Source organism: Aquabacterium sp., from assembly GCF_029946005.1.
In the GTDB taxonomy this organism is placed as follows: Bacteria; Pseudomonadota; Gammaproteobacteria; order Burkholderiales; family Burkholderiaceae_C; genus Aquabacterium.
Window position 1 is genome coordinate 55,188 of record NZ_JAQSDR010000027.1, and the last position, 19,436, is coordinate 74,623.

Here is a 19,436-nt window from a genome sequence, read left to right on the forward strand (position 1 = left end):
TGAGAAAAAGGAAGTCAGCGTGATGGGTTAGCATGCTCGCATGAAAATCAATCAAGCGCTTGATTTGAATCAGCCGGGGTCCCATGAGCGTGGCGCTCCGGCCCGCGAACGCCTGTTGCAGGAGGCCCTGCGCATCTTTGCTGACAAAGGTTTCGCCAAGGCCTCCACCCGCGAGATCTGCCAGGCGGCGGGCGCCAATGTGGCCTCCATCCACTACTACTTTGGCGACAAGGCCGGTTTGTACCGCGCGGTGCTGCTGCGCCCCATTGAGGCCCTGACGTCGGAGTTGACCCATTTCGACGATCCGGCTTTGCCTTTGGAAGAGGCCGTGCGCCGGCTGATGACGGCATTTTTGTGTCCCATGAGGGTGGACGGCGTGGCGGACGAACACGCCGAACGCGGCATGAAGCTGCACCTGCGTGAAATGGTGGAGCCCAGTGCAGCCTACAAGGAGGTCATCGCGCAATACATCCAGCCTCACCATCAGCGGGTGGTGATGCTGCTGGCACGGCACGTGGGGGCCACCGAGCCTGACGATGCCTTGCATCACCTGGCCTTTGCGCTGTTGGCCATGGTGCACGACTACAGCTTGTCGCGTGAATTCATGAATGTGTTGGCGCCAGCCCTCCTGGATGGGGATGAGGCTGTGCGCCAGGTGTTGAACCGTCTGGTGGGCTATGGTGTCGCCCTGGTTGGGCATGAGCGCGGCGTGCGCGCCATGGCCAATTGATTAAAAAAATAGAGGAAAAAGCATGTCGAACTGGTTGACGAATAACGGCAAGTGGGTGGCAGTTGCAGCCGTGGTGGTGGCGGGTGGGCTGTGGTGGCATTTCAAAGCCGATGCACCTGCTGGCGAGGCCAACAAGGCCGCTGCAGTGGCGCCCGGCGCGTCCCGGCAGGTCAAGCCGGCCCTGAGCGTGCAGGTGGTCTCGCCTCAATCGGCGCAATGGCCTTCCACGCTCACGGCCAATGGCTCGATCGCGGCCTGGCAGGAAGCCATCATTGGCGCCGAGCTGTCAGGCTTGCGCGTGGCCACGGTGCTGGTCAACGTGGGCGATCGCGTCAAACGTGGCCAAGTTCTGGCCACCTTGCAGAATGAAGCCGTGGTGGCCGATGCCAATACGGCACGCGCCAACCTGGCCGAGGCGCAAGCCCTACTGGCCGAAGCCCAGAGCAACGCCGACCGGTCGCGGTCCCTGCGTGGCAGCGGCGCCATCAGCGCGCAAGAGGCGCAGCGCGACCTCACTGCCGAAGCCACCGCGCAAGCCCGCATGGAATCCCTGAAGGCCCGCCTGGCCGCCGATGAACTGCGCTTGCGCCAGACCAAGGTGGTGGCGCCGGACGATGGCGTGATCTCGGCCCGTGTGGCCTCGGTGGGCTCCATGGCCCAGCCTGGCGCCGAGCTGTTCCGCCTGATTCGCCAAGGCCGCCTGGAATGGCGCGCTGAGCTGCCTTCGGCGGATCTGTCGCAGATCAAGCCCGGCATGCCCGCCTGGGCCACGCCACCGGGCGGTTCAACCGTTCAAGGCGTGGTGCGCATGGTGGCCCCCACCGTGGACGCTAGCACCCGCAACGGCCTGGTCTATGTGGACCTGCCTGCCAGCGCGGTCAACGCTGGCGCGCGCGCTGGCATGTTCGCCAATGGCCGCTTTGAAACCGGCCAGGCCACCGGCCTGTCGCTGCCGCAAAGCGCGGTCTTGCTGCGCGACGGCTTCAGCTACGTCTTCACCGTCAATGACCAAGGCGTGGTCAGCCAGGTCAAGGTCAGCGTGGGCCGCCGCCAGGCCGACCGCATCGAGATCACACAAGGCCTGAAGGCCGACACGCAAGTCGTGGCTTCTGGCGTGGGCTTCTTGACCGACGGTGACACCGTGCGGGTCGTGAAAGGCCAGTCATGAACGTCTCCACCTGGTCGATCCGAAACCCCATCCCCGCGATCCTGCTGTTCATCATGCTCACCGTGGTGGGCCTGATGGGCTTTTCGGGGATGAAGATCCAGAGCTTTCCCGACATCGACCTGCCCACCGTCACGGTGACGGCGTCCTTGCCGGGCGCGGCGCCTGCCCAGTTGGAAACCGAGGTGGCGCGCAAGCTTGAGAATTCGATTGCCACGCTGCAAGGCATCAAGCACATCTACACCAAGGTGCAGGATGGCAGCGTGATCATCACGGTCGAGTTCCGCCTTGAAAAGCCCACCCAGGAAGCCGTGGACGATGTGCGCGACGCGGTCTCGCGCGTGCGCTCCGATCTGCCCGGTGATCTGCGCGACCCGGTCATCTCCAAGATGAACCTGTCGGGCGCGCCCATCCTGACCTACACGGTGGCTTCCAAGCGGATGGACGACGAGGCCCTGTCGTGGTTCGTGGACAACGACGTGACCAAGCGCATGCTGGCCGTCAAGGGCGTGGGCGCCGTGGCGCGTGTGGGCGGGGTGACCCGCGAAGTGCGCGTTGAGCTGGACCCGGCCCGCTTGCTGGCGCTCAATGTGTCTGCCGCCGATGTGTCGCGCCAGTTGCGCAGCATCCAGCAAGAAGCCTCTGGCGGCCGCGTGGACGTGGGAGGCGCCGAGCAATCGGTGCGCACCGTGGCCACGGTGCAATCGGCGACCGAGCTGGCCGCCATGGACATCACCTTGTCCGATGGCCGCCGTGTGCGCCTGGACCAGATCGCCAAAGTGAGCGACACCACGGCCGAGCAACGCTCGGCGGCGCTGCTCAATGGCGAGCGTGTGGTGGGCTTCGAGCTCACGCGTGCGCTCAAAGCGGGCGAAGTGGACGTGGCGCAAGGCATCCGTGCGGCGCTGGAAGAAGTCAAAGCCAAGAACCCCGACATCGTCATCACCGAGGCCTTCAACTTTGTGGACCCGGTGGAAGAGAACTACCACGGCTCGATGCTGCTGCTGTATGAAGGCGCCATCCTGGCCGTGATCGTGGTGTGGCTGTTCTTGCGCGACTGGCGCGCCACGCTGGTGGCTGCGACCGCCTTGCCCCTGTCGGTGATCCCGGCCTTCGGTGTGATGAACCTGCTGGGCTTCAGCGTCAACACCGTGTCGCTGCTGTCGCTGTCGCTGGTGGTGGGCATTTTGGTGGACGATGCCATCGTTGAAATCGAAAACATCATGCGGCACCTGCGCATGGGCAAGACGCCTTTGCAGGCGGCCACCGAAGCCGCTGACGAGATCGGCATGGCCGTGATCGCCACCACCTTCACGCTGATCGCGGTGTTCCTGCCCACGGCCTTCATGGGCGGCGTGCCCGGCAAGTTCTTTGTGCAGTTTGGCTGGACTGCGGCGATTGCCGTGTTCTTCTCATTGGTGGTGGCGCGCATGCTGACCCCCATGATGGCTGCCTATTTTTTGAAGGCGCCCCAAGGAGATCACCATGAACCCAAGTGGATGGGCGTGTACCTGGGCTGGGCGCGTTGGTGTCTGAAGCACCGCATCATGACCTTGCTGGTGGTGGCCGTCTTCATGGTGGGCTCGTTCATGCTGGCAGGGCGCTTGCCCACCGGCTTCATCCCGCCCGATGACCTGTCGCAAACGCAGGTGTCGCTGTCGTTGCCACCGGGCAGCAACTTTGAGCAGACCTACAAGCTGGCCGAAGAGGCGCGCAAGATTGTGGTCAAGAACGAGCACGTCAAGCTGGTCTACACGGCCGTGGGCGGCGGCGCTTCGGGCAGCGACCCTTTCATGCCACAAGCGGCGGCCGAAGTGCGCAAGGCCACGCTCACCATCAACATGACGCGGCGGCAAGACCGGCCCGGCATCAGCAAGCAAGACATCGAGCAGCAACTGCGCGCGTCTCTGGAAGCCCTGCCCGGCGCGCGTGTGAACGTGGGCTTTGGCGGTTCGGCCGAGAAGTACGTGTTGGTGCTGGCCGGTGAAGATGGCCGGGCCTTGTCCGAGCATGCCTCGGTGGTGGAGCGCCAATTGCGCACCATCCCTGGCATCGGCAACGTCACCTCCACCTCCAGCCTGGTGCGGCCCGAGTTGATCGTGCGGCCCGATGCGGCCAAAGCCGCTGACCTGGGCGTGAGCACCAGCGCCATCGCCGACACCTTGCGCATTGCCACCCTCGGCGACTACGACCAGGGCTTGCCTAAGCTGAACTTGTCGCAACGGCAAGTGCCCGTGGTGGTGCGCCTGCCAGACGGAGCCAAGGCCGACCTGGATTTGATCTCGCGCCTGCCCGTGCCCGGCGCGCGCGGCCCCGTGCCCTTGGGCAATGTGGCCACCCTGACCATGGCCAGCGGCCCCGCTCAGATCGACCGTTACGACCGCCAGCGCAACATCAACTTCGAGATCGAGCTGAACCAGCAACCGCTGGGCGACGTCGAGAAAAAAGCCCTGGCCTTGCCCAGCCTGCAGAACCTGCCGCCTGGCATCACGCAGACCACGGTGGGCGATGCCGAAGCCATGGCCGAGCTGTTCGCCAGCTTTGGCCTGGCCATGCTGACGGGCGTGCTGTGCATCTATGTGGTGCTGGTGCTGCTGTTCAAGGACTTTGTGCAGCCGATAACCATCCTGATGGCGCTCGTGCTGTCCATCCCCGGGGCCTTTGTGGCGCTGTTCATCACGCAGACAGCGCTGTCCATGCCGTCGATGATCGGCTTGATCATGCTGATGGGCATTGCCACCAAGAACTCGATCCTGCTGGTGGACTACGTGATGATCGCGCGCAACGAGCATGGCTTGTCGCGCTGGGAGGCGGTGGTGGACGCGTGCCGCAAGCGGGCTCAGCCCATCATCATGACCACCATCGCGATGGGCGCGGGCATGTTGCCAATTGCCTTGGGCATTGGCGTGGACCCGAGCTTCCGCGCACCGATGGCCATCGTGGTGATTGGGGGGTTGATCACCTCCACCTTCTTGAGCCTGCTGGTGATCCCGGTGGTGTTCACGCTGGTGGATGGCTTGATCCGGCGGAGCAAGGAGTGGATGCATCGGCGGCGTGGGACCACGTCACCATCAGCACCGCCTTTGAAGGCGATCGAGCGCCAGGTGTGAGCCTCAGGCGCCCGGCCGCATCACTTTGTCCAGCGACTTAGAATTCCGCCTCAACGAGGACGCCGGACGTTGTTGTCAGGATGGCGCCCCGTCAGGGAGGAATTCTGATGAAGCATGGACGATGGCCTGTTCAGGCCGCATTGAAGCGAAGCTGTTGCCTGGGCATGTCCCTGGCCACGCTCATGCTTGGTGGCTGCGCAACGATGGTCAAGCCCGAGGACCTGAGCCGGCCGGCGAAACTCAGCTGCTTCGAGGTGCCCCAAATTGTCGAGGCCCACGAGGTCAGGGGCCTGCTTGATATCCCTTGGGTGACCAAGTTGGCGCAGGGCCCGTACGTTGCAGAGCGAGAGAACGCCGAAGGCACCTACTACCGGGCGCCCCCTGGCGGTATCCACATCGCGCCAGCGGCAGTCAAGGCAGATGCGCCGCCCGCGCCTTTGATGCCCAGGGTCTTCGATGGCGGCATCTGGATTCCCAAGACGCCAGGCACGCCAGCACACCTCTACACTTATTTCTCGACCCAGGAAGCCGCCGTGGTTCCACTGCCCGAAGCGGCCAGCTGTCAGACCGCGCAATTGGTCAAGGATCCTGACGCCAAGGGTGTCAGCGCCGTGGCTTTTGCCACCGGGGGGCTGATCGGTGGCACGGCGGGCGGCCTGGTCGGCCGATCTGTCTCGTCGAACAGCTCAGTGAGCTACGGGCAGGCCGCTGGTGCCGGGGCTGTCGGGGGCGCTCTCGGAGGGCTGATCGTGGCAGGCCTGATCAACATGGACGTGGGCAAGATCGTGCACCACCCCCTGTCGAAGGACGCGAAGTTCCAGAGCGCGCTGCAGGACATGTCGGCCAAGGTGGTGCTGGTGGTTCCCTCGGCCCTGCCTGACGAGGCTGCTGCCACAAAGCCCTGATCTAAAAAGGAATCTTGTGAAAAAAGCCATTCATGTTTTCTCACGTGATGGTGTGTGTCTCTGACTTCAAACGCGCCTTGGCTTTCGTTAGGCTAACAATATCCGTCCCATCACCTCCAACATCCAAAAGAACCGCTTCATGAAACGAATCCTCTTTGCTTCATCACTTGCAGCCTCGCTCCTGATCACAGGCTGCGCCTCTTCGCCAACGAGTACAGACCGCACGCAGGCGGTGGACACAGCTAATACGCCTCGGATCACGGCTGCGGTTGCTGTGCCAGCCGCCGCGAAGCGCAAGGTCGTTCTTGCGCTGACCGGGCCCAAGGCCATCATCGAGTCCAAGGACTGGGGCGAATTCAAGCGCGAGTGGCGGGAGACATTCGCTGAGCACGCCAGTGACGCTTCAGTCGCATATAGCTTTTCCGATGCTGCGCCTAGCCCGACTGGCGAAGATGGAACGATCCTCCTTGCGGACATCACCGACTACCGCATTGTTGGCATCGGTGCCCGAATCTTCTTTGGTGCCATGACAGGAAACGCGTTCATTGATGCCAAGGTGAAGTTCTCCAGTCTTCGCGATGGCGTTGCGTTTGGCGAGCAGCGGTACAACACGTCGTCTAGCGCTTGGGGCGGCATCTTCGCGAAGATGACACCTCAACAGGTCGACTCCATCGCCTCGAACATCTTCATGGACCTTGGTGGGGCGAAGTAGCACTCGCAAATGAGCGATCTTCAAAGATCCTGGACGCGAGCTTGGTTTGATTTGGGCCTGCAATCGCCATCAGGCCTGCATGGCCAGCTGGTAGCGGCATACCAAGAGCCCCAAAGGCATTACCACTCGCTCCAACACTTGATCGAGTGCGGCAACTGATCATGGCCACCAAACACGATGCAGAGGCATCAGAGCCTGACCAGCCGCTACTGGTTGACATCGACTTGGCCATTCTCGGCGCGGCCCCCGAGCGCTTCGCCGAGTACGATCGGCAGGTTCGCGCTGAGTACAGTTGGGTGCCGGGCTTTGTGTCCAACATCAAGCGCAAGGCCGTCTTGAAGTCATTTTTGGCCCGCCAGTACATCTACAGCACCAAACACTTCAGAGAGCGCTATGAAGCACAAGCGCGCCGCAACCTGGCGCCCGTTGTCTAACCCTCTCGAAAGCCAAAAAATGTACTCACCAAGTATTAGGCTGGTTGCGCTCGTCGCATGCATGGCCTCTTCCCTTGCCGTTGGCCGTCTCCAAATGCGGTGAGCCTGTGTTCAAGGGTTTTTTTTGCAAGAAACCAGATTCTCAGGTTTCAACGCCTTCAGCACGATCAACCACCATCATCAATGCGGCATGCGAGTCGGTTGATGAATGGACTTACAACCCTGGAGTTGGCCAGTTCATGACAACGCTCAGGTTTGCATCCGGTGTTCTTATTTCAATAAAATACGGAGAACGGATCAAATAAATACCGGCATTACTCCATGAGAAAACTCTCAGGCCAATGCCTCTGCGGCCGTGCGCTACGAGGTGAACGACAACTTCAAGTACTCAGGCTTCTGCCACTGCGCTGACTGCAGACGCTTCTCGGGCGGGCATCCCGGGCGATGAGTTCCGCTTCACGGTGGGGCGGCCAAGACTCAGCGCGGCATGATCCACCTCCGCCTGGGCACCTTGGATGAAGCCCCATCCCTGCGCCCGCAGTTCCACTCCTATGTTGCCTCCAAAGCGGACTGGGATACCAGCTGGCCGATGGCCTGCCGCCATACCCCGCAGGGCGCGCGTGACACCGCCGCCGCCACTGTGCTGCCTGTAGGTAAACTTCCTCTTGCACGCGCCCCGTGGTCTGCCCGCCCAAAACAAACCGCTGGCCCCATCCCATCAACGTCACCCCTGCGAGTTGGCCCATGGACATCCCCCCGGACTTCAGTCCCTTGGCCCGCACCAGCCCCGTGCTCGACCTGATCGGCCCGATCCATGCCAAAGGCCAAGGCGCCGAGCTGGTCCTCGGCCTGCGCGTTGAGGCCAAGCATTGCAACGCCCGGGGCACCATCCACGGGGGCATCCTGGCCACCCTGGCTGACGTGGCACTGGGTTATGCCACCGCCTTCTCCGCCGACCCGCCCATCCCCCTGGTCACCGCCAGCCTCACGCTCGATTTCACTGGCAGCGCCAAAATCGGCGACTGGATTGAGACCACGGTGGACATCCAGAAGAAGGGCGCACGCCTGGCCTTCGCCAATGGCTTCGTCCACGTCGGTACGGAGCGCATTGCTCGTGCAAGTGCGGTGTTCGCCGTGAGCACTTGAGAGCTCATGCAACAGACAGGCACCCTGCGCTCCTGGCACGATGACAAAGGCTTTGGCTTCATCGCCCCCACGCAGGGCGGGCGTGAGTTGTTCGTCCACATCAGCGCCTTCCCCCGCGATGGCTCACGCCCCACTATTGGTGAATCTCTGACCTATGAGTTCGACGAGGGCCGTGATGGAAGGCCCCAGGCGGTTCGGGTTGTGCGCCAAGCTATCGGCACGCAGAGGCCGTCGACCAAACCGGCTGGCTCCGGCAGGCCGCACCGCCACACCAGTCGCCTGAGTTCCGTGGTGGCGGTGGTGCTCGTGATGGTTCTGGCAGCCTTTGGGTTCAAGCGCTACCAAGGCCACGCGCATCGCCAGGAGCTAACGGCCACGCCACTGCGGCAGGCTTCGCCAGCCCACTACCGTCATCCAATCTGAAATCCCAGGCAGCTTTCATTGCGACGGCCGCACGCATTGTTCGCAGATGACGTCCTGCAAGGAAGCGACTTGGTTCATCAACCATTGTCCAGCGACGGAGATGGACGGCAACCATGACGGCGTACCGTGTGAGGAGCAATTTTGCCGACGCTCTTCCTTCAATTGACCTCCGTTGAGCACGCGCCCATGGAAGAAATCACCTGGAACGACTTCACCACGGTCAGTTGCGCGTCGGCCGCATCGTCAGTGCCGACGCATTTCCTGAAGCGCGCAAGCCTGTCTACAAGCTGTACGTCGATTTCGGCCTCGAACTGGCATCAAGAAGTCGAGCGCCCAGATCACCAGCCTCTACGCGCCCGATGAACTGGTGGGCAAGCTGGTGGTGGCGGTCGTTAACTTCCCCAAGAAGCAGATCGGCCCACTGATGTCCGAGTGCCTGGTCACCGGCTTCCACAACGAGCATGGTGAGGTGGCGCTGTGCGTGCCCGACAAGCCCGTGCCGTTGGGCACGAAGCTTCTGTGATTTTCAGAACAGGCCCTACAATTTCTAAGCGCATTCAAAAATTCAATCACAGGGGATCTCCAATGAACACCAGTTCGTATAAGGCGGCATTAATTTCTGCGGCTTCTTTGCTTTGCAGCGCGTCCGCCATGGCAGCGGGCAACTACGCCGTTTCTTTTCTCGACACCCTGGGCGGCAGTAGAAGTGCAGTGACGGGCATCAACAACCTGGGGCAGGCCGTTGGATGGATCATCACCAGTGGTGGTGAACAACATGCTGTGCTTTGGGATTTGACTACCACGTCAGACCTTGGCACCTTGGGCGGTTCCAGCAGGAGGGCCACGGCCATCAACGACCTTGGGCAGGTTTCAGGCATCTCTGACACAAGTATCGATCAGCACTCGCACGCAGTACTTTGGAACAATAAACAGCCAAGCGACCTGGGCACTATCGGGGGGGCAAAAAGCGAAGGGCTTGCGATCAACAATGCGGGTCAGGTGGCAGGCGGGGCATACACCGCCAATTTCGAGGCGTATCACGCGGTGGTCTGGAGCCAAGGCGCGGTCATCGACCTCGGAACACTGCCGGGAGGCGGCGTCAGTGAGGCCCGGGCAATCAACGCGAGCGGTCAGGCAGCCGGCTATTCGTACACCGCCGATGGCATTGGCCATGCCACTCTATGGCGCGATTCGACCGTCATTGACCTGGGCACATTGGGCGGTCAGCAAAGCTACGCCTATGGGATCAATGACGCCGGGCAAGTGGTGGGTTGGGCAGAGATGTCAGGCACCCCGGGGTTGCACGCCACTTTGTGGGACAACGGCAAAATCAAAGACCTTGGTGCGCTTGGGGCCTCGGAAAACACTAGCTGGGCCAGTGCGATCAACAACGCCGGAATCATTGTGGGCGGCAGCCAACTGGGCGGCTTGAGCCACCACGCGGTCCTCTGGGACGGCGCAACGATGTTCGACCTCAACACCCTGCTCGACGCTGGATCGCAGGCGGAGGGGTGGGAGATTCAAGGGGCGAGCGACATCAATGACGCAGGTGTCATCGTTGCCAATGCATTCAATGCAAGGACACTTCAAAGCCGAGGGGTTTTGATCACCCCGTCCGTGCCGGAACCCGGTGCGCTCTTTTTGATGTTTTTTGGCTTGACGGTATTGGGGTGCTCTGCAAAATTTCGCTGCTTTGGGCGCAGCAAAGCATAGAAAAGAAGCTGACAGGAAGGTGCCTGTGCGGCGCGGTGCGCTACGAGGTCAACGACAACTTCAAGTACTCAGGCTTTTGCCATTGCTCGGATTGCCGTCGCTTCGCGGGCTCGGCATCGTCCGCCATGGCAGGCATCCCGAGCGATGAGTTCCGCTTCACCTCGGGGCTTGACGCGGTCAAGCAGTACACCAAGACCGAGAGCACCGTGCTGGCCTTTTGCAGCCAGTGTGGCGCCAGTCTGTACGCAGCCAAGCCGCAGCGCGGCATGGTCCACCTGCGACTGGGCACCTTGGACGAAGCGCCCTCCGTCCGCCCTCAGTTCCATTCCTGCGTTGCGTCGAAGGCGGGGTGGGACACCAGCGACGTGTCTTTGCTGAAGACCGGCGACCCGCAACGGGGTGACGTGATCGTGTTCATGTCGCCGCAGGATGGCACCCGGCTCATCAAACGCCTGGTCGGGCTGCCTGGCGACACCGTGGCCATGCGGGCCAAGGTGCTGTACGTCAATGGCACCGCCTTGGCCCCGTGACAACTGCGCCGACTCGCGCTATTTCGGCTTCGTGCCCCGGCACCTGCTGGTGGGCCGTGCGCACCCCACGTGCTGGTCTCTGCCGACATCAAGGGCCGGTGGCGTCCCCGCCTGGAGCAGGGCATACTTTGACGGTCACGCCATCGCGTGAAGGAGCCCCCCATGGCAGACAGCCCCGAGAAGCGCAAAAACCTGTGGGACAAGGTTGTCGTCCATCGCGCCCCAGGTCTTGGGCAATGAACATGAGCAATGCCGATCAATCAACCGAGCTGACCGCGTCGGAAGTGGTCCAGCTCGTGACCCACTACGGGAACATGCGATTTGCCATGTTCACCGTGTTCTCGGCGATCTTGGGTGCGCTGATCAGCTTTCCATTTTCCGCAGGCGGCCAGGTTTTCTTCAGGGACTATCCGCAGTTCAGGGCACTTCTGGGCATCAGCGGCCTGGTGTTGTCGCTCATGTTCACCTTGGCCGAAGGGCGCATCGCCTGCCTGCTGTACGTCTACCAGCATGATCTCTACACCCGTTCAGAGGCGCTCAAGCCAGGGTGGAATATCTTCTGGGCCTTCTTTGCATCGATCACGATGGCCGCGCCCCTCGTGCTGTCGGCACTGTTCTGGCTCAGCTACTGGTTGTCTGATCTGCAGATTCCCTTGGCGCCTGGGGTGAAGTGATTTTTGCGCGGGTCTTGGTGAACAATGCCGAGACCATGTCGTTCATTGCAGGGAGTTAGATTGATGGTTTCAAAGACTGTTCGCGCGTTCGCGTTCTGTCTGGCATTGCTGGGTTTACATGGCGCGGCCATGTCTCAGGTGGCCAAGTCCGTGGCCGAAGGGCTGATGCGAAAGTCCGGCCTGTGCGAGCAGCTGGGCTCCATCGGACCGCAAATGGAGGTGGGTCTGGCCGCCACCGCGGAAAGGTCGGCCGCGAAGATTTCACCGGACGAGTTGAAGAGCCTCGGCCAGGCGTTCGCCGCCGCTTACTCGCCCCTGCACCTGTGCTCTGCCTGCCTGGGCGTCATGGCCGATCCCCAGGCCCGGGTGCAAGCTGGCGCGATGGTGCTTTCAAGCGCCACGGCTGACAGGCTGGCGTTGTTGAAGCGCTTCACGGTTGCCACCCGTGCGGCAGAGGCCAGCGTTGACATCATCATCAACACGGCCATCGGGATGCAAGAGGGCTTGGCCAAGGTGTCGTCGGCCGGGCAGAAACCGCAAGTCAAGGCGATGCGCGCGGCGCTGGAACAGCCGCGACCAAAGCTGCAGGAGAGCTTTGAGGGGATGATGCTGGCCTTGTCGGCGAGCACGTACGAAAGCGTCAATGACGAGACCTTTGATCGCTACGTCGACTTTCTGCAAAGCCCAGCCGGGCGCCACTACAACGACGTGGCCCTTCGCGCGATCGACCGGGTCTTTGTCAAAGCCGCACGCTATGTGGGGCACGGCATGCCTGCAATCAAGTCCAAGGCCAATCTATGAAGAAAATGCGCCGGGTCATTACAGCTTTCTTGCTCCACGCCGTTTGCCTCGCGTCGAACGCCGAGGTGGGCCTGGTGGAGTGGCCGGAATCTGAAGCGGCCGGCCCTGTCACGGTTTTCTTCCCCACCGATGCCGCAGAGCAGGATGTCAAGCGTGGTGAGGTTTCCTTGCGGGTGGCGGTCGATGCCGCGCCCATCAAAGGCAATGGGGCCTTGGTTGTCATTTCGCACGGCTCGTCGGCATCGCCCTGGGTGTACTTGGACATTGCCCGGGCATTGGTGAGGGCCGGGTTTGTCGTGGCCCTGCCCGAACACTACCAGGACAACGACAAGAATGGCTGGGAGCCTGGGCCGGCCAGTTGGAAGCGTCGGCCGCTGGAGGTGTCCAAGGCCATTGATGCCGTGTCCAAGAACCCGACATTCTCGCCGTTGCTTCAGTTCGACCGCGTGGGCATGTATGGCATGTCGGCCGGTGGGCACACGGCGCTCTCACTGGCGGGTGGACGTTGGTCTCCGGCCAGGTTCAAGCAGCATTGCCAGGCCAACATGGTCGAGGACTTCCAGACTTGCGTGGGCCTCATCACCCGATTGACCAACGGTCCGCTCGACGGGATGAAGGTGGCCGTGGCAAGTTGGGTCATCGGCTTGAGGTTCTCGGACGAGACCTGGTACGAGCACAGTGATCCGCGCATCAAGGCGGTGGTGGCCGGGGTGCCGCTTGCGGCGGACTTTGATCTGGCGTCCTTGAGCCATCCCAAGGTGAAGCTGGGCATCATCTCAGTCCAGAAGGACCGTTGGTTGATCCCGAAGTTTCACAGCGATGCCGTCTTGAAAGCCTGCAGGAGTTGCGAGTCATTGGTGCACTTGGAAAATGCAGGCCATGGCGCGCTGCTGTCGCCTTTGCCGCACAATCTGAGTGGCCTGGCGGAGGATTTGATCTCTGATCCGCCGGGCTTTAACAGGGCGCAGACCACCCGCACAGTGAATGACCTGATTGTGGGTTTTCTCATCAAGAACCTGGAAGTGGCAAGGTGATGGTCGCGCCCGTTGACAACCTTTTCGCCGACGTAAGGCCACCGGCCGATGGCGAGCGGTTTGACACCATCCTGCGCCACAAGAACCTGCACGTGGAGCGGATCGTCAGCTCCTCCAGCATCACGCCGCAAACCTATGTTCAGACGCAGGACGAGTGGGTGCTGCTGCTTCAAGGCGAGGCCATGGTGACTGTGGCTGGCGAGTCCGTGTCACTCAAGGCGGGCGATCACCTGTTCCTGCCGGCCGGCGTGTCGCACACCGTTGAGCGCACTTCGGACGGGGCCCTGTGGCTTGCTGTGCACCTTCACCCATCTACCCTTTAGGGCCCATGACAGAGAATCCCTATTCCCCACCGCTCGCCGACGTTCAACTCAAGCCCGCGGAGCCGGTGGTGCCAGACAAGGTGCTCAAGAAGATCAAGAACGCGGTGTTCGCCGGGCTCCTGTCTGCCGCCGTCACCCTGGTTTTCACGGTGATCGCCATGAATGGCACCAGCCTGGCAGGTTTCACGCCTTGGCAGATGATCGACGTTGTTCTCATCCTTGGGCTGACTTTCGGCATCCATCGCCGCAGCCGGGTCTGTGCCGTGGCCATGCTCGGGTATTTCATTGTGTCCAAGATCGTGATCGTGGCCGAGACGGGAAAATTCAGCGGCGGCTTCCTGTCGGTGGTCTTTTTGTATTACTACGCTCAGGGCGCGATCGGGACCTTCGAATACCAGAAGCTGCGCAAGGCTCAGGCGTCATGATGGTTTGGGCGCGAGCGAGTCATGTCGATTTCGAGCAAGCTTCTTCGTCGTGCTTAAGAGGGCCGTCCTCGCTTTCAGATTTCAGGAGTGATTGACCATGTCCACCACCAACACCGTCCGTCTGCACCGCGTCATTCGCGCCACGCCCGAACGCCTCTACCGCGCCTTCCTGGATGCCAATGCCATGGCCAAGTGGTTGCCTCCGCATGGCTTCACTGGCAAGGTCCACGAGATGGATGCCAAGGTGGGCGGCGGCTACAAGATGTCGTTCACCAATTTCAGCTCGGGCAACAGCCACTCATTTGGCGGCAAGTACCTGGAGCTCGTGCCCAACGAGCGCCTGCGTTACACCGCCGTGTTCGACGACCCGAACTTGCCCGGCGAGATGCAGACCACGGTCACGCTGAAGGCCGTGTCTTGCGGCACCGAGATGAGCGTGGTGCAAGAAGGCATTCCCGCCATCATCCCCGCCGAGGGTTGCTACCTGGGGTGGCAAGAATCGCTGGCCTTGCTCATCCAGTTGGTCGAGCCCGAGATCCCTGGCTGACCATGATGGGTGCCGTCAGGCCAGGCCTTCTGCCCGCGAATGCGCTGCTGGCTTCTTACCAGCAGCAAGGCGTGTACACGGACTGCTTTTGCGTGGACGTGCCGCGTGCCGTGTCTCACGCCGAGTTTGTCGAAGCGTTCTATACCACCCCCTTGTTCAAGCTTGAGCGCTTCATCCTGTCGACCCTCGTTTCAAAGCCCTCGACAGACCAACAGGCCAGGCAATTGGCGGCCGGAGACACCCAATCCTTTGCGGCCTGGAGCGTGGAGGGGCGAAGCAAGAACCAGTTGCTGCTTTGCGATTTCCTGGGACGCACCCGGTCGTGGTTGATGAGCGACGCGGATGACGTCGCCCATCCCGGGGGAACGCGCTTGTATTTTGGCTCCGCCTTCTTGCCCAAGGTGGATCGAAGCTCTGGCGAAACGCGCTACGGCCTGGAGTTCCACGCGCTCAAGGGCTTTCATCGCTACTACTCTGAAGCACTCTTGCGGTCAGCGCAATCGCGCTTGCTGCGCCCACCATCACCCTGAGGCAAGTCCATGGCTACCGACCAAAGCTTCGTCGACTACATCTGCGAGCAATCGAACCTGGGCGGCCGCCTCTCGCACAAGAAAATGTTCGGCGAGTACGCCCTCTACCTGGACGGCAAGGTCATCGCGTTCGTGTGCGACAACCACCTGTTCGTCAAACCCACGGCCGAAGGCAAGGCCGTGCTGGGCACCGTGTCCGAGCACCCACCTTATCCAGGCGCCAAAATGTACTTTCGCCTTGGCGACGAGATCGACGATCAATACCTGTTGCAGCGCGTGTTCCAGGCCACAGCCGATGCCTTGCCATTGCCCAAGCCCAAAGCCGTCAAGCGCAAAACCCCCAAAAAAGCCAAGGCCCCATGAGAAAAGCCCGAGGGGCGGGGCGCACTCGGGCTTTTCAAAGCATGACTTCAGCGAGTCAAAGCGCCGTCATCAGATGCGCTCGATGATCATCGCAATGCCTTGGCCGCCGCCAATGCACATCGTGATCAGGGCATAGCGGCCCTTGATGCGTTGCAGCTCGTACAAAGCCTTGGTCACCAGGATGGCACCGGTGGCGCCCACGGGGTGGCCCAGCGAGATGCCTGAGCCATTGGGATTGGTCTTCTCGTTGGGGAAGCCCATTTCCTTGGACACGGCGCAGGCCTGGGCGGCGAAGGCTTCATTGGACTCGATCACGTCCAGGTCGGCCACGGTCAGGCCGGCCTTGGCCAGCGCAGCCTTGGAGGCGGGCACGGGGCCGATGCCCATGTACTCGGGCTCGACACCGGCGTGGCCATAGGACACCAGGCGGGCCAGGGGCTTGAGACCCAGTTGCTTGGCCTTCTCGGCCGAGGCCATCACCACGGCACCCGCGCCGTCGTTCAAGGTGGAGGCGTTGCCGGCGGTGACCGTGCCTTCTTCCTTCTTGAAGGCGGGTTTCATTTTGCCCAGCGCGTCGACGGTGGTGTCGGCCTTGACGCCTTCGTCGGTGTCGAACAGCACCACGCCCTTGCGGGTCTTGATCTCGACGGGAACGATCTGTTCCTTGAAGTAACCGGCGGCCTGTGCGTTGGCAGCGCGTTGCTGCGACTGCACCGCATAGGCGTCTTGCTGCTCGCGGGTGATGTCGTAGCGAGCGGCCACGTTTTCCGCGGTGATGCCCATGTGGATGTGCATGCGCGGGTCCTGCAGCGCACCCAGCACGAAGTCCAGCATCTTGACGTCGCCCATGCGCGCGCCCCAGCGGTTGCTGGTGACCAGGTAAGCGCCACGGCTCATGGATTCAGCACCAGCGCCAATGGCCACGTCGCAGTCACCCAGCAAGATGGACTGGGCGGCCGACACGATGGCCTGCAGACCCGAGCCGCACAGGCGGTTCACGTTGAAAGCGGGGGTTTCTTGCGGCACGCCGGCGTTCAGCGCGGCCACGCGGCTGATGTAGGCGTCTTGCGGCACGGTGGGGATCACATGACCTAGCACCACGTGGCCCACGTCCTTGGGCTGCACGCCAGCACGTTCCATCGCGGTCTTGATGACCAGCGCGCCCAGATCGGCCGGGGGCACGTCCTTGAGCGAGCCACCAAAGGTGCCGATGGCGGTGCGGGCGGCGCCCACAAAAACGACTTCACGAGTCATGGTGTTTTCCTTCAAGAGAGGTGGGTGGGATGTGATCGAAGCGATTGTCAGATTATGCCGCGTCGGGCGCTGGCGAGGTCGAATCCTGCGCGCCCATGATTTTTTCCGCGTGTTCCAGCACGAAGTAGCGAAAGGCCTCGGCGGCGGGCGAAAGCACCTTCGACACCTCGTGCACGATGTTCCAGGTGCGCCTCAGGGGCGTGCCTTCAAAGTCCACCAAGTGCAGCAGGCCGTTTCGCAACTCTGGTGCTACCGCGTGCAGCGACAAAAAGCCGATGCCCAATCCTGCTGTGACCGCCGCCTTGATGGTTTCGTTGCTGGCGATCTCCATGCCGATGCGCGGCGCCATCTGGTGGTGCTTCAAATAGGCGTCCAGCACCTCGCGAACCTCGGAGCCCACCTCGCGCGCGATGATCGGGTGGTTCATCAGCGTATTGAGCGGCGGGTGCCCCACCCCCAGCAAGGGGTGTCCAGGCGGGCAAACGAACACCATGGCATGGCCCGCAAAAGGCTCGGCGCGCATGGCGTATTCCTTGGGTGGGCGGCCCATCACCGCCAAGTCGATTTCATTGCTGTGCATGCGCGCCATCAGCTTGGTGATGTCGCGGGTCACGTCCAGTTTGACGTCGACCCCAGGATGTTCAGCGCGAAATCGCGCCAGCAACTGCGGCAGGAAATAACCCGCCGTGCTGATCAGACCAATGGTTAACACCCCCGTCTGCACCCCCTTGAACCGGGCCATGACGTTGTCCGCATCCTTCAAAGTTGAAAGCAAACGTTTGGCGTAGACCAGGAAGTACTCGCCCCCCATGGTCAGCTGGATGTTGCGGCCCTGGCGCTCAAACAGGGGCATGCCGACATGGCCTTCCAGCTCCTTGACCTGCATGGTCACCGCAGGGGGCGAGAGGTGCAAAACCTCGGCCGCACGGCTGAAGCTGAGCTGCCTGGCGACCTCCGTGAAGACCCTTAATTGCCTAAAAGTCACGCTTCTCATTAAGCAATTCCTTAAGTGAATTCAAAGAATAACTGAATTTACCTTATTTGAGGTGGGTCATACATTGAGTTCAACCCCTTTCGTTTTTTCGCTTTTTCTCCATTCCCACAGAGGATTCAACATGAACAAACCAGTGGAAGCCGGCGTCGTGAACGCCGATCAGATCACCGACCAGAAAAAGCGCTACAGCGCTGGCGTGCTCAAGTACCGCCAGATGGGTTACTGGGATTCGGACTACCAACCCAAGGACACCGACGTTCTCTGTCTGTTCCGCATCACCCCTCAAGAAGGCGTTGACGCCATCGAGGCCGCCGCTGCCGTGGCCGGTGAGTCGTCCACCGCCACCTGGACCGTGGTGTGGACCGACCGCCTGACCGCCTGCGACAGCTACCGTGCCAAGGCCTACAAGGTCGAGCCTGTGCCCAACAACCCGGGCCAGTACTTCGCCTACGTGGCCTACGACCTGATCCTGTTCGAAGAAGGCTCCATCGCTAACCTGACCGCCAGCCTGATCGGCAACGTGTTCAGCTTCAAGCCGCTAAAGGCCGCGCGCCTGGAAGACATCCGCCTGCCCGTGGCTTACGTGAAGACCTTCAAGGGCCCACCGACCGGCCTGGTCGTCGAGCGCGAACGCCTGGACAAGTTCGGCCGCCCGCTGCTGGGCGCCACCACCAAGCCCAAGCTGGGCCTGTCGGGCCGCAACTATGGCCGTGTGGTCTATGAAGGTCTGAAGGGCGGCCTCGATTTCATGAAGGACGACGAGAACATCAACTCGCAACCCTTCATGCATTGGCGTGACCGCTTCCTCTTCGTGATGGACGCCGTGAACAAAGCCAGCGCCGCCACCGGCGAGGTCAAGGGCAGCTACCTGAACGTGACGGCCGCCACCATGGAAGACATGTACGAGCGCGCCGAGTTCGCCAAGAACCTGGGCTCGGTCATCGTCATGGTTGACCTGGTGATCGGCTACACGGCCATCCAGTCCATGTCCAACTGGTGCCGCAAGAACGACATGATCCTGCACATGCACCGTGCCGGCCATGGCACCTACACGCGCCAGAAGAACCACGGCGTCAGCTTCCGTGTGATCGCCAAGTGGCTGCGCCTGGCCGGTTGCGACCACCTGCACACCGGCACCGCCGTGGGCAAGCTGGAAGGCGATCCGATGACCGTGCAGGGCTACTACAACGTCTGCCGCGACAGCTACACCCACACCGACCTGCCGCGCGGCCTGTTCTTCGACCAGGACTGGGCCGACATGAAGAAGGTCATGCCAGTTGCTTCGGGCGGCATCCATGCCGGCCAGATGCACCAGCTGATCCACCTGTTCGGTGATGACGTGGTTTTGCAGTTCGGCGGCGGCACCATCGGCCACCCCGCAGGCATCCAGGCTGGCGCGGTTGCCAACCGCGTGGCGTTGGAATGCATCGTCAAGGCGCGCAACGAAGGCCGCGACCTTCTGGGCGAAGGTCCGGACATCCTGCGCAAGGCCGCGCAGTTCTGCACCCCCCTCAAGCAGGCGCTCGACACCTGGGGTGACATCACCTTCAACTACGCCTCGACCGACACGTCCGACTACGCCGTGACGCCTGGCGTTTCCAACTAAAGCTGGGCAAGGAGAAC

General features: G+C 61.9%; 23 protein-coding genes and 1 pseudogene. 22 read left to right on the forward strand and 2 right to left on the reverse strand.

Annotated elements, in window-relative coordinates; genetic code table 11:
* Positions 1-40 precede the first annotated feature (40 nt).
* The 21 genes and pseudogenes from PSV38_RS13475 to PSV38_RS13575 all read left to right on the forward strand — a co-directional run bounded on the left by PSV38_RS13475 (position 41) and on the right by PSV38_RS13575 (position 15,565).
* A complete protein-coding gene (locus PSV38_RS13475; RefSeq protein ID WP_300548225.1) occupies positions 41-730 on the forward strand; it encodes a CerR family C-terminal domain-containing protein in 690 nt (229 codons plus the stop codon).
* A 22-nt stretch (positions 731-752) separates the two neighbouring features.
* Entirely contained in the window at positions 753-1,898 is a 1,146-nt protein-coding gene (locus PSV38_RS13480; RefSeq protein WP_300548227.1) for an efflux RND transporter periplasmic adaptor subunit, read from the forward strand.
* Entirely contained in the window at positions 1,895-5,005 is a 3,111-nt protein-coding gene (locus PSV38_RS13485) for an efflux RND transporter permease subunit (protein ID WP_300548229.1), read from the forward strand. Before PSV38_RS13480 ends, PSV38_RS13485 begins: the two co-directional genes overlap by 4 nt.
* A 107-nt stretch (positions 5,006-5,112) precedes the next feature.
* The gene (locus PSV38_RS13490) at positions 5,113-5,910 is read left to right on the forward strand and encodes a hypothetical protein (protein WP_300548231.1); all 798 of its coding nucleotides are present in this window, start codon (positions 5,113-5,115) and stop codon (positions 5,908-5,910) included.
* Between the two features lie 139 nt (positions 5,911-6,049).
* Positions 6,050-6,622 (forward strand): hypothetical protein, encoded by a 573-nt coding sequence (locus PSV38_RS13495; protein ID WP_300548232.1) that lies wholly within the window; start codon positions 6,050-6,052, stop codon positions 6,620-6,622.
* Between the two features lie 161 nt (positions 6,623-6,783).
* On the forward strand, positions 6,784-7,056 hold the full coding sequence (locus PSV38_RS13500; RefSeq protein ID WP_300548234.1) for a hypothetical protein: 273 nt from the start codon (positions 6,784-6,786) through the stop codon (positions 7,054-7,056).
* An 80-nt stretch (positions 7,057-7,136) separates the two neighbouring features.
* On the forward strand, positions 7,137-7,361 hold the full coding sequence (locus PSV38_RS20460; protein ID WP_366526660.1) for a DUF2845 domain-containing protein: 225 nt from the start codon (positions 7,137-7,139) through the stop codon (positions 7,359-7,361).
* 439 nt (positions 7,362-7,800) lie between these two features.
* Positions 7,801-8,202, forward strand: a complete 402-nt coding sequence (locus PSV38_RS13505) for a PaaI family thioesterase (protein WP_300548235.1) — start codon at positions 7,801-7,803, stop codon at positions 8,200-8,202.
* A 6-nt stretch (positions 8,203-8,208) separates the two neighbouring features.
* Positions 8,209-8,625 carry a cold shock domain-containing protein gene (locus tag PSV38_RS13510; protein WP_300548237.1) on the forward strand — a complete coding sequence of 139 codons (417 nt, stop codon included), beginning with the start codon at positions 8,209-8,211 and terminating at the stop codon, positions 8,623-8,625.
* A 1-nt stretch (position 8,626) separates the two neighbouring features.
* Positions 8,627-8,791, forward strand: coding sequence for an excalibur calcium-binding domain-containing protein (locus PSV38_RS13515; RefSeq protein ID WP_300548445.1), 165 nt, complete (start codon positions 8,627-8,629; stop codon positions 8,789-8,791).
* Between the two features lie 20 nt (positions 8,792-8,811).
* Positions 8,812-9,148 (forward strand): annotated as a pseudogene (locus tag PSV38_RS13520) (tRNA-binding protein).
* A 62-nt stretch (positions 9,149-9,210) separates the two neighbouring features.
* Entirely contained in the window at positions 9,211-10,338 is a 1,128-nt protein-coding gene (locus PSV38_RS13525; protein WP_300548239.1) for a hypothetical protein, read from the forward strand.
* On the forward strand, positions 10,296-10,868 hold the full coding sequence (gene lepB, locus PSV38_RS13530; RefSeq protein WP_300548242.1) for a signal peptidase I: 573 nt from the start codon (positions 10,296-10,298) through the stop codon (positions 10,866-10,868). Before PSV38_RS13525 ends, lepB begins: the two co-directional genes overlap by 43 nt.
* Before the next feature lie 236 nt (positions 10,869-11,104).
* On the forward strand, positions 11,105-11,542 hold the full coding sequence (locus PSV38_RS13540) for a hypothetical protein (protein WP_300548245.1): 438 nt from the start codon (positions 11,105-11,107) through the stop codon (positions 11,540-11,542).
* 63 nt (positions 11,543-11,605) lie between these two features.
* Entirely contained in the window at positions 11,606-12,343 is a 738-nt protein-coding gene (locus tag PSV38_RS13545; RefSeq protein WP_300548247.1) for a hypothetical protein, read from the forward strand.
* Positions 12,340-13,377, forward strand: a complete 1,038-nt coding sequence (locus PSV38_RS13550; protein WP_300548248.1) for a dienelactone hydrolase — start codon at positions 12,340-12,342, stop codon at positions 13,375-13,377. Before PSV38_RS13545 ends, PSV38_RS13550 begins: the two co-directional genes overlap by 4 nt.
* The gene (locus PSV38_RS13555) at positions 13,377-13,700 is read left to right on the forward strand and encodes a cupin domain-containing protein (RefSeq protein WP_300548250.1); all 324 of its coding nucleotides are present in this window, start codon (positions 13,377-13,379) and stop codon (positions 13,698-13,700) included. Before PSV38_RS13550 ends, PSV38_RS13555 begins: the two co-directional genes overlap by 1 nt.
* A gap of 5 nt (positions 13,701-13,705) precedes the next feature.
* Entirely contained in the window at positions 13,706-14,125 is a 420-nt protein-coding gene (locus tag PSV38_RS13560) for a hypothetical protein (RefSeq protein ID WP_300548252.1), read from the forward strand.
* A 97-nt stretch (positions 14,126-14,222) separates the two neighbouring features.
* Positions 14,223-14,672 carry an SRPBCC family protein gene (locus PSV38_RS13565; protein WP_300548255.1) on the forward strand — a complete coding sequence of 150 codons (450 nt, stop codon included), beginning with the start codon at positions 14,223-14,225 and terminating at the stop codon, positions 14,670-14,672.
* 2 nt (positions 14,673-14,674) lie between these two features.
* A complete protein-coding gene (locus PSV38_RS13570; protein ID WP_300548257.1) occupies positions 14,675-15,202 on the forward strand; it encodes a hypothetical protein in 528 nt (175 codons plus the stop codon).
* A gap of 9 nt (positions 15,203-15,211) precedes the next feature.
* Complete coding sequence (locus tag PSV38_RS13575; protein WP_300548260.1) at positions 15,212-15,565, forward strand: TfoX/Sxy family protein; 354 nt, start codon at positions 15,212-15,214, stop codon at positions 15,563-15,565.
* A 69-nt stretch (positions 15,566-15,634) separates the two neighbouring features.
* On the opposite strand, the gene PSV38_RS13580 is transcribed toward PSV38_RS13575, so the two are convergent.
* Both PSV38_RS13580 and PSV38_RS13585 read right to left on the reverse strand, forming a co-directional pair.
* Positions 15,635-16,819, reverse strand: coding sequence for an acetyl-CoA C-acyltransferase family protein (locus tag PSV38_RS13580; RefSeq protein ID WP_300548262.1), 1,185 nt, complete (start codon positions 16,817-16,819; stop codon positions 15,635-15,637).
* Positions 16,820-16,871: 52 nt separating this feature from the next.
* Positions 16,872-17,813, reverse strand: coding sequence for a LysR family transcriptional regulator (locus tag PSV38_RS13585; protein WP_300548264.1), 942 nt, complete (start codon positions 17,811-17,813; stop codon positions 16,872-16,874).
* Positions 17,814-17,934: 121 nt separating this feature from the next.
* Between PSV38_RS13585 and PSV38_RS13590 the strand changes: the two genes are divergently transcribed.
* A complete protein-coding gene (locus PSV38_RS13590) occupies positions 17,935-19,419 on the forward strand; it encodes a form I ribulose bisphosphate carboxylase large subunit (protein ID WP_300548267.1) in 1,485 nt (494 codons plus the stop codon).
* Positions 19,420-19,436: the final 17 nt, after the last annotated feature.

Coding starts and splice junctions, on each gene's coding strand:
- PSV38_RS13475 (WP_300548225.1), top strand. CDS start 41: ATGAAAATCAATCAAGCGCTTGATTTGAATCAGCCGGGGTCCCATGAG.
- PSV38_RS13480 (WP_300548227.1), top strand. CDS start 753: ATGTCGAACTGGTTGACGAATAACGGCAAGTGGGTGGCAGTTGCAGCC.
- PSV38_RS13485 (WP_300548229.1), top strand. CDS start 1,895: ATGAACGTCTCCACCTGGTCGATCCGAAACCCCATCCCCGCGATCCTG.
- PSV38_RS13490 (WP_300548231.1), top strand. CDS start 5,113: ATGAAGCATGGACGATGGCCTGTTCAGGCCGCATTGAAGCGAAGCTGT.
- PSV38_RS13495 (WP_300548232.1), top strand. CDS start 6,050: ATGAAACGAATCCTCTTTGCTTCATCACTTGCAGCCTCGCTCCTGATC.
- PSV38_RS13500 (WP_300548234.1), top strand. CDS start 6,784: ATGGCCACCAAACACGATGCAGAGGCATCAGAGCCTGACCAGCCGCTA.
- PSV38_RS13505 (WP_300548235.1), top strand. CDS start 7,801: ATGGACATCCCCCCGGACTTCAGTCCCTTGGCCCGCACCAGCCCCGTG.
- PSV38_RS13510 (WP_300548237.1), top strand. CDS start 8,209: ATGCAACAGACAGGCACCCTGCGCTCCTGGCACGATGACAAAGGCTTT.
- PSV38_RS13525 (WP_300548239.1), top strand. CDS start 9,211: ATGAACACCAGTTCGTATAAGGCGGCATTAATTTCTGCGGCTTCTTTG.
- PSV38_RS13540 (WP_300548245.1), top strand. CDS start 11,105: ATGAACATGAGCAATGCCGATCAATCAACCGAGCTGACCGCGTCGGAA.
- PSV38_RS13545 (WP_300548247.1), top strand. CDS start 11,606: ATGGTTTCAAAGACTGTTCGCGCGTTCGCGTTCTGTCTGGCATTGCTG.
- PSV38_RS13550 (WP_300548248.1), top strand. CDS start 12,340: ATGAAGAAAATGCGCCGGGTCATTACAGCTTTCTTGCTCCACGCCGTT.
- PSV38_RS13555 (WP_300548250.1), top strand. CDS start 13,377: ATGGTCGCGCCCGTTGACAACCTTTTCGCCGACGTAAGGCCACCGGCC.
- PSV38_RS13560 (WP_300548252.1), top strand. CDS start 13,706: ATGACAGAGAATCCCTATTCCCCACCGCTCGCCGACGTTCAACTCAAG.
- PSV38_RS13565 (WP_300548255.1), top strand. CDS start 14,223: ATGTCCACCACCAACACCGTCCGTCTGCACCGCGTCATTCGCGCCACG.
- PSV38_RS13570 (WP_300548257.1), top strand. CDS start 14,675: ATGATGGGTGCCGTCAGGCCAGGCCTTCTGCCCGCGAATGCGCTGCTG.
- PSV38_RS13575 (WP_300548260.1), top strand. CDS start 15,212: ATGGCTACCGACCAAAGCTTCGTCGACTACATCTGCGAGCAATCGAAC.
- PSV38_RS13580 (WP_300548262.1), bottom strand. CDS start 16,819: ATGACTCGTGAAGTCGTTTTTGTGGGCGCCGCCCGCACCGCCATCGGC.
- PSV38_RS13585 (WP_300548264.1), bottom strand. CDS start 17,813: ATGAGAAGCGTGACTTTTAGGCAATTAAGGGTCTTCACGGAGGTCGCC.
- PSV38_RS13590 (WP_300548267.1), top strand. CDS start 17,935: ATGAACAAACCAGTGGAAGCCGGCGTCGTGAACGCCGATCAGATCACC.